This is a genomic window from Zunongwangia sp. HGR-M22, assembly GCF_027594425.1.
GTDB lineage: Bacteria > Bacteroidota > Bacteroidia > Flavobacteriales > Flavobacteriaceae > Zunongwangia.
The window spans coordinates 2,552,289-2,560,000 of record NZ_CP115159.1 but is presented as its reverse complement, the minus strand read 5'-3'; the positions used below and the strand labels follow the sequence as shown (position 1 = coordinate 2,560,000).

8 protein-coding genes (1 of these 8 only partly in view) are annotated in these 7,712 nt (G+C 34.7%); 2 read left to right on the top strand and 6 right to left on the bottom strand.

Annotated elements, in window-relative coordinates; all coding sequences use genetic code 11:
• Positions 1 to 1,026, top strand: partial view of a THUMP domain-containing class I SAM-dependent RNA methyltransferase gene (locus PBT91_RS11265; RefSeq protein ID WP_270058566.1) — the 3' portion only. It extends 132 nt beyond the left edge of the window; 1,026 of the gene's 1,158 nt are visible here — the last part of the coding sequence; the start codon falls outside the window, past its left edge; its stop codon occupies positions 1,024 to 1,026.
• Here PBT91_RS11265 and PBT91_RS11260 read toward each other — a convergent pair.
• The 3 genes from PBT91_RS11260 to rlmD all read right to left on the bottom strand — a co-directional run bounded on the left by PBT91_RS11260 (position 1,023) and on the right by rlmD (position 3,770).
• Positions 1,023 to 1,718 (bottom strand): DUF6048 family protein, encoded by a 696-nt coding sequence (locus PBT91_RS11260; protein WP_270058565.1) that lies wholly within the window; start codon positions 1,716 to 1,718, stop codon positions 1,023 to 1,025. The genes PBT91_RS11265 and PBT91_RS11260 overlap by 4 nt on opposite strands.
• Before the next feature lie 61 nt (positions 1,719 to 1,779).
• Positions 1,780 to 2,361 (bottom strand): DUF6452 family protein, encoded by a 582-nt coding sequence (locus tag PBT91_RS11255; RefSeq protein WP_270058564.1) that lies wholly within the window; start codon positions 2,359 to 2,361, stop codon positions 1,780 to 1,782.
• Positions 2,361 to 3,770: a 23S rRNA (uracil(1939)-C(5))-methyltransferase RlmD gene (gene rlmD, locus PBT91_RS11250; protein ID WP_270058563.1), complete on the bottom strand. Its 1,410-nt coding sequence runs from the start codon at positions 3,768 to 3,770 to the stop codon at positions 2,361 to 2,363. Before rlmD ends, PBT91_RS11255 begins: the two co-directional genes overlap by 1 nt.
• Before the next feature lie 164 nt (positions 3,771 to 3,934).
• Here rlmD and rocD point away from each other — a divergent pair, with 164 nt between their 5' ends.
• On the top strand, positions 3,935 to 5,179 hold the full coding sequence (gene rocD, locus PBT91_RS11245) for an ornithine--oxo-acid transaminase (RefSeq protein WP_270058562.1): 1,245 nt from the start codon (positions 3,935 to 3,937) through the stop codon (positions 5,177 to 5,179).
• Between the two features lie 77 nt (positions 5,180 to 5,256).
• On the opposite strand, the gene PBT91_RS11240 is transcribed toward rocD, so the two are convergent.
• Genes PBT91_RS11240 through PBT91_RS11230 form a run of 3 tightly spaced genes read right to left on the bottom strand, consistent with a single transcriptional unit; the run spans position 5,257 to position 7,686 of the window.
• Entirely contained in the window at positions 5,257 to 5,577 is a 321-nt protein-coding gene (locus tag PBT91_RS11240; RefSeq protein WP_270058561.1) for a CCC motif membrane protein, read from the bottom strand.
• Positions 5,578 to 5,585: 8 nt separating this feature from the next.
• Entirely contained in the window at positions 5,586 to 5,867 is a 282-nt protein-coding gene (locus PBT91_RS11235) for a DUF2752 domain-containing protein (protein WP_270058560.1), read from the bottom strand.
• A gap of 19 nt (positions 5,868 to 5,886) precedes the next feature.
• Positions 5,887 to 7,686 (bottom strand): T9SS type A sorting domain-containing protein, encoded by a 1,800-nt coding sequence (locus PBT91_RS11230; protein WP_270058559.1) that lies wholly within the window; start codon positions 7,684 to 7,686, stop codon positions 5,887 to 5,889.
• Positions 7,687 to 7,712: the final 26 nt, after the last annotated feature.

Below are 7,712 nucleotides of genomic sequence, written 5' to 3'. Positions count from 1 at the left end.
GGCTTTATGTATAAAGCAAATTTATGTTTGCGTACAGCTATTAAAATTTTAAAACCCTTTGCCGGATTTAAAGTTTTTTCTGAAGAGGATCTATATAAAAATATAAAAGATCTAGATTGGGATTCGCTTTTAGATGTAGATGGTAGTTTAGCTATCGATGCAACTTTACATTCTGAAGTGTTTACACACTCTAAATACATCGCATTAAAGACAAAAGATGCAATTGTAGATCGTTTTCGAGAAATGCATGGTAGAAGACCAAATATTGATTTGAAATTTCCCGATTTAAAAATAGATATTCATATAGAAAAGACCTGGTGTAATGTGTCTCTGGATACTAGTGGTGAATCTCTTCATAAGCGAGGGTATCGTACCGCAACTAATATTGCACCTATAAATGAAGTTCTTGCTGCCGGAATGATTTTAAAGTCTGGCTGGCATGGTGAATGTAATTTTTTAGATCCAATGTGTGGTAGTGGCACCATTCCCGTAGAAGCTGCCATGATTGCTTGTAACATTCCTGCGAATATCAATAGGAAAGAATTTGGTTTTGAGCGCTGGAAAGATTGGGATGAAAGTTTATATGAAAAAATTGAACAATCTTGTTTAAAGAATGTTCGCGATTTTCACTTTCAGATTTTAGGTTACGATAAAGCACCATCTGCAGTAGAAAAGGCTAAAGAGAATGTTAAAAATGCTAATCTTTCTGAATTCGTTAATATAGAACGCACAGATTTTTTTGAAACTGAAAAGCAAACAAACGGTCACCTGCATATGGTTTTTAATCCACCTTATGGGGAACGTTTAGAGGTTAATATTACTGAATTTTATAAAAGAATAGGAGATACCTTAAAGCAAAGTTATCCCGGTACAGAAGCTTGGTTTATAACGTCGGATAATGAAGCTATGAAGAGCGTAGGTTTAAGACCTTCTAGAAAAGTAAAAATGTTTAACGGAGGCCTGGAATCCCGATTTCTAAAATATGAAATTTACGAGGGCAGTAAAAAGCACAAGAAACAAGGCTAGTTTTTAGCTTTTCTAAAAATAGGAATTAAATAGGATATGGAATAGCCATATCCTATTCCAAATTTACTATCATCGTATGTTCTGCCAAAACCAGGTATGGTAAGATTATCAAAACCACTTGGTTTACTTTCATTCAGCCGGCTTTTTAATTGAACGTTAGCCGATAAAAATAAATTATTTAAAACTTCAACTTTAAATCCTGCCATCAATTCTATCCATCCAGCTGTAAGGCCCGTAGTTTCTTCTCGATCTCTTCTAATATCATCTTCAAAATAATTATTTCTAGTGTAGATTCTATACTGCTCTATTTCCTGACTAAAAGTAGAAAATCCATACCGCAAACCTGCAAAGACAATATTTTCCATCCCAGCCCAATTTTCGTAAGCATTATAGTTTACACCTAATTTGATAAAACTACCTGAGGCTGAAACTTCAATTTCGTCTTCATTAAATGGTAAAGTTTCGTTACCAATTTCAGCCGCTGCATAATAATTTTTGTAGACTCTCATGTCTCCTTCAATAAGGAAACCAGTATAATCATCTTCAAAAAAAGTTCTTGCTAATTTGCTAATATCAATTCCTACGCGTAGTCCGTATTTTTCTCTGTACGTCGTATCTGTGGGTGTTTCTGGATTTATGCTTTCTGAATCTAAATCTTCTTGAGCAAATAAATTTAAATTTAAAAAAAGCAAGCAGCATAGGTTAAGAATCCCAAAGGCTAAGCATTTTTTGCTCGTATGTTTTTTTACTGTTTTATTCAAAATATAAATTTAAATGAGCAGTGTTGGCATCAGGATCGTTTTCGGGATTATTAAAGTTATCCGTTCGGATATCTTCGACCAAAAGAGTCATTCGGCTAATCCACCGCCCGTCGTCTCCTCCTTCGGTAAGATAATTTACATTCAGAAAATTTACTTTAAACGAACATGCGCGATTAATATATTCTTCTTCACGGCTATAATTAAATGTAATAACATCTGTGTTTGTCTCGTTATTTTCATTTAGCTCTGTACCTGGATCTCCGTTTTCATCGAAAATCAAACCATTTTGTACAAATTCATATTTGGTACTATCGCGATCTGTTCTTAAAGGAATTGTAATACTTTGACGATTTTCTCTGTAATATAAGGTATCTATGGTTTCTCTACCCACTTCGCGAATGGTTAGATTAACTGAAGGCCGGGGTTCTAACGAACTAGCATCAAAAAAGTTAATCACTAACATTGGTGTTATATCTGTACTCTCCGGACAAATATCGTCTCGCTGGCATCCCGCAAATAATAGGAAGACCATAAGCCCAATGATTAAGTAAGAATAGTTATATTTTAATTGCATTATTTTCTTTCTAAACATACCACATTTTCTACATGAAAAGTTTGTGGGAACATGTCTACTGGACGAATTTTAGTAACCTTATAATACTCATCTAGTAACGCTAAATCTCTTGCTTGTGTCGCCGAATTACAGCTTACATATACTATTTTCTCTGGCAAAATACCGATAATTTGTGCAACAACATCTTTATGCATCCCGTCCCGTGGTGGATCTGTAATAATAACGTCTGGATGACCATGTTTATTGATAAAGTTTGAAGTAAAAACTTTTCTCATATCACCTGCAAAAAAGTCAGTATTCTCGATGCCATTTCTTTCGGCATTCTCTTTGGCATCTTTTATAGCTTCTGGGACAGCTTCTACACCAATAACTTTTTTAGCTTTTTTTGCCACAAATTGAGCTATTGTACCGGTACCGGTATATAGATCGTAAACTAATTCATCGCCTTTTAAATCGGCGAATTGTCGAGTAATTTTATAAAGTTCGTAAGCCTGGGCTGAATTGGTTTGATAAAAAGACTTTGCATTAATTTTAAATTTAAGGCCTTCCATTTCCTCGAAGATATGATCTCTTCCTTTATAACAAATCACTTCTTGATCGTAAATCGTGTCGTTACCTTTATTATTTATCACATATTGAAGCGATGTGATTTCGGGAAATTCTTCAGCAACAGCATTAAGTAATAATTCTCTACTTTCTTTTTCTTCTTCAAAAAACTGTATAAGAACCATAATTTCACCATTGCTAGAAGTTCTAATCATCAGCGTTCGTAACAATCCACTTTGCGCTCTGGTATTAAAAAATGGGATATTATTTTGTGTCGCAAAAATTTTCACAAAATTCCGAATTGCGTTGCTGGGATCTTCCTGCAAGTGACATTTTTTGATGTCCAGGATTTTGTCCCACATTCCAGGAATATGGAAACCCAATGCATTCTTATCGTCAAATTCTTTTCCACTTTGAATTTCATCCAATGTTAACCAACGGCTATCACTAAAAGAAAATTCCATTTTATTACGATAAAAGTAGATTTCTTTACTACCTAAAATTGGTGTAATTTCTGGCAATTCTATTTTACCTAAACGTTGCAGATTATTGGTAACCTCTTGTTGTTTATATTCTAACTGATATTTGTAATCCATAAATTGCCATTTGCAACCACCACAGGTTCCAAAATGTTGACATACAGGTTCTACCCGTTTCTCTGAAAGTGAATGGAAATTAACAGCAGTACCTTCAAAATAAGACTTCCTTTTTTTGGTAGTTTGTATATCGGCAATATCACCTGGCACTGCATTGTTTACAAAAATCACTCTGCCATCTGGCGATTTTGCGATGCTTTTACCTTTAGCGCCGGCGTCTACGACTTCAACAGCTTCAAAAAGCTTATTTTTATTCCTTCTTCCCATAGGGCAAAAATAGAATAATTGCAGGATTTAAAGAGGATGTCTTTAAAAAAATCAGTAAACATTTAGTAAATTGCCGAGACATTAAATGGGTGATTTCTCTCCTAATCTGTAAAACAGAATAAGAAGGAATTGTAAATATTAATGAATAAAAATTTGAACAAAGAATGTCATTATCTAAAATTAATTCTTCTGAACAGGCAATAGAATTAGAAGATCAGCACGGGGCTCACAATTATCATCCGCTACCTGCTGTTTTGAGTAAAGGAGAGGGTGTGCATGTTTGGGACGTAGAAGGAAAAAAATATTATGATTTTCTTTCAGCATACTCTGCTGTAAACCAGGGGCACTGCCATCCAAAGATTCTGGAAGCATTAAACCAGCAAGCAGCAAAGTTAACGCTAACTTCAAGAGCCTTTCATAACGATGTTTTAGGGCCTTTTGAAAAATATGCTACCGAATATTTTGGTTTTGATAAACTATTACCAATGAATACCGGAGCCGAAGCCGTAGAAACTGCTATTAAACTGGCGAGAAAATGGGCTTATGAAACTAAAGGCGTGAAAGAAACCGAAGCTGAAATAATTGTTTGCGAAAACAACTTTCATGGAAGAACGACAACCATTATTTCTTTCTCGAATGATGAAGGTGCAAGAAAGAACTTTGGACCATATACTCCTGGATTCCAGAAAATACCTTATGACGATGTTGATGCTTTAGAGCAGGCATTAAAGGAAAATAATAACATTGCGGGATTTTTAGTGGAACCTATACAGGGCGAAGCCGGAGTTTATGTTCCTTCAGAAGGATACTTAAAGAGAGCTAAAGCGCTTTGTGAAAAACACAATGTATTATTTATTGCCGATGAAGTGCAAACAGGAATTGCGAGAACCGGGCAATTACTTGCGGTAGATCACGAAGATGTAAAACCAGATGTGCTTATACTAGGTAAAGCAATTTCTGGAGGTGTTTATCCTGTATCTGCAGTCTTGGCAAATAATAATGTAATGGATGTTATCAAACCGGGTCAACATGGTTCTACTTTTGGTGGAAATCCTTTGGCTTGTGCTGTGGCTCATGCTGCGCTTGAAGTTATTAAAGATGAAAAGCTAGCCGAAAATGCAGAAAAGCTTGGAGGCCTTTTCCGTAGACTTTTAGATGATTATATAAGAACTTCTAATATTGTTGAACTTGTAAGAGGTAAAGGACTTTTAAACGCCATTGTAATTAACGATTCACCAGATAGTACAACAGCCTGGGATATTTGCATGGCACTTAAAGAGAACGGTTTGTTGGCTAAACCCACTCATGGTAATATTATTCGTTTTGCACCGCCTTTAGTGATGAACGAAGAACAATTAAAAGATTGCGTAAATATTATTATTCAAACTTTAATGCAGTTTGAAAAGTAGTAATTGAAGAATTTTTAAAAAATTAAAATCCCCGGAACTTCCGGGGATTTTTTGATTTATATTCTTTTATGGAAATTTTAAAAACCATTTCCATATATCTCTCTTTGCATTTCCCACATCGCATCTAGGCCACCTGCTGTAAAGAAAAAGATTAATCCACTAACAAATGAAAGAACACTTAATATCAAACCGATAATTCCTAAAATTCGGCCTGTTTTTACATTTTCGTATCCCATATAAAGTTCTGGATTCGCGTAATAAAGTTCTTTCGCCTTATTTGCTAGTACAATGGCTAAAATTCCGAAAATTATACCCAACAATCCATAACAGCAGCAACCGATGATGGATAAAATTCCAAAAACTAAAATAAGTGTTGAGTTAGGTAGTTTCTCTTTCATAAATGTGTTTAATTAGTTAGATTATAAAATTGCAACATTTTAATAATATAAGAAATGATCATTATAGAAGCATTAAAAAAAATAAAGGCAATTTTAATTTTAAAATCGCCTTTAAATTTATAAAATATATTGATAATTAAAAAAACAGCAAAAATAAGGAGGCTGTATATAGCTGGATACATTATAAAGGCTTCTTTAAAATGTCCTTGAAATAGTAGCACAGCAGCTCTTTGCCCTCCGCAGCCATAACACTCAACCCCAAAAAGAGTTTTGTTAAGGCATGGTAGCATATATTCTTCGTATCCCGTATTAATTTTTTACAGTAATTTTTTTAGTAACACTACGATTATCAGAAGTGTTTAGTTGAACTATATAAATAGCATCTCTAAAATTAGCAGTAGTAAAGCTAAATTCTTTTTCGCTGGTAGAAAGATTTTTACTAATTACAGCGCCGCCATTTAAGTTAAATATAGCGATGTGATTAACTTCAACATCCTTTGGTATTTTCACTTGCAAGACACCTTCATTGTTATTTTGAAAGATATCTATCGAAGCAACAAAAATTTCTTCTTCTTTTGTTTCTTGAACTTTTTCCTCTTCAGTGGGTTGATCATCCTGAAAAGCTAAAAAGAAACGATCTTTAGAGTCACCAGTCACCTGAATTTTATAATGCTCCTTTTTTATATCTGTAAATCTATCATTTTCTGAGTCGTACAAATAGATATTTTCGTTATCCAGAAAGTCCGTTTCTGCGATAAAGAAATCAACTTCCATTTCACTAGAAGTTAATACGTTAAGTGGTAGCATAGAAGAACGGTCGAATGGTAACACATTTATCATGTACTCTCTTCCATCTATATTCCAAGATGCATCGCTGGATAGTTTACCAAACATTGGCGCATCCATAGCTTTATCGGCTCCTTTAGTGGCATCATCTCTAAAGGCTACTAAAAGCTGTCTGGTGTAAGTGTCATTTAAGCTGATGTTTAATCGAACGCTATTAGACTTTTCCTCATCAATTATAACCGAAGAATTTTTGTTATTTCCGTTATTTCCATTAGAGCCTTTTGTTCTGGCCTTTAAATCAATTCCGCGCTCATCCACTCGATAGCTATTTCTAAAGGTTACTCTACCGCCATTTTTGGTGCCTACTACAGTAAATCCTTGCCCTACAGGCGCGTAACGTCTTTCGTATTCTTTGCCCAATGCACCTCCGCTATTCTCTATCTGTTCCCCGGTTTGATTCCTATATTTTTTAAAGGTAGCAGGAACATAATCGTTTGCACCAGGAGAGTATGCACCGTATCCACCTTCGTAATCTTTTACATAGTGAGAATTACCATTTTCTTTACTATCCCAAAAATAAGCGATACCTGTAATATCATTATCAGGATCACTAAGGAATGCCTTCAAATCAATAGGAGAGGGATAAGGATTACCTAGTAATACAGTATTATTTTCGTTTACCTGTACCTCGATGTCACCATTATTAGGTATTCCTCTAAAATCATAACGCTGATGACTGCCGGGATTATTCTGAACGCCATTTACGGTAACTGTATTTATACCTTTGGTGCCTTTCATGGTAAATCCCATACCTGGCAGAAGTTTATTAATTTGCTTACCAATTGGATCCCACGATTTATAGCCTACACCAGAGAGTTTATAGATCCATCTTGTAGAGATAGTTAGAGGGCTTGCGCTACCATTAAGTCCATTAGTTAGCCTAACAGGATTGCTAAGGGTACTGTTTACTGGCTCAAATAACACCTGGTCTAAAGTTTTCCCCTTTGTTTCTACCGGCATACCCCAATAATTATAATCAAAAGAATTGGCTGTTCCTTCTTGAAAAACAGATAAATAGCCATCACCTCCGTTTTTGGTATCTAATCCCTGTAATAACTGGGCATCTTCTCGTAAGTATATACTTGCTTCAGTCTCTTTAGAATTATTTTTCTTTAAATCAATAGCTCCATTTACAAATAGCAATTCATTTTTTACATATATGTAATTATCTTCTCCATTTTTAGATGGAGAAACACTCAAATCTGTCTGAGCCTGTATTAAAATAGGGAAGATTAGTGCTAAAATAATGTAATAATGCTTCATAATTGCTTTAAATTTGCGAATACAAA

Coding starts and splice junctions, on each gene's coding strand:
- PBT91_RS11255 (WP_270058564.1), bottom strand. CDS start 2,361: ATGCAATTAAAATATAACTATTCTTACTTAATCATTGGGCTTATGGTC.
- rlmD (WP_270058563.1), bottom strand. CDS start 3,770: ATGGGAAGAAGGAATAAAAATAAGCTTTTTGAAGCTGTTGAAGTCGTA.
- rocD (WP_270058562.1), top strand. CDS start 3,935: ATGTCATTATCTAAAATTAATTCTTCTGAACAGGCAATAGAATTAGAA.
- PBT91_RS11240 (WP_270058561.1), bottom strand. CDS start 5,577: ATGAAAGAGAAACTACCTAACTCAACACTTATTTTAGTTTTTGGAATT.
- PBT91_RS11235 (WP_270058560.1), bottom strand. CDS start 5,867: ATGCTACCATGCCTTAACAAAACTCTTTTTGGGGTTGAGTGTTATGGC.
- PBT91_RS11230 (WP_270058559.1), bottom strand. CDS start 7,686: ATGAAGCATTATTACATTATTTTAGCACTAATCTTCCCTATTTTAATA.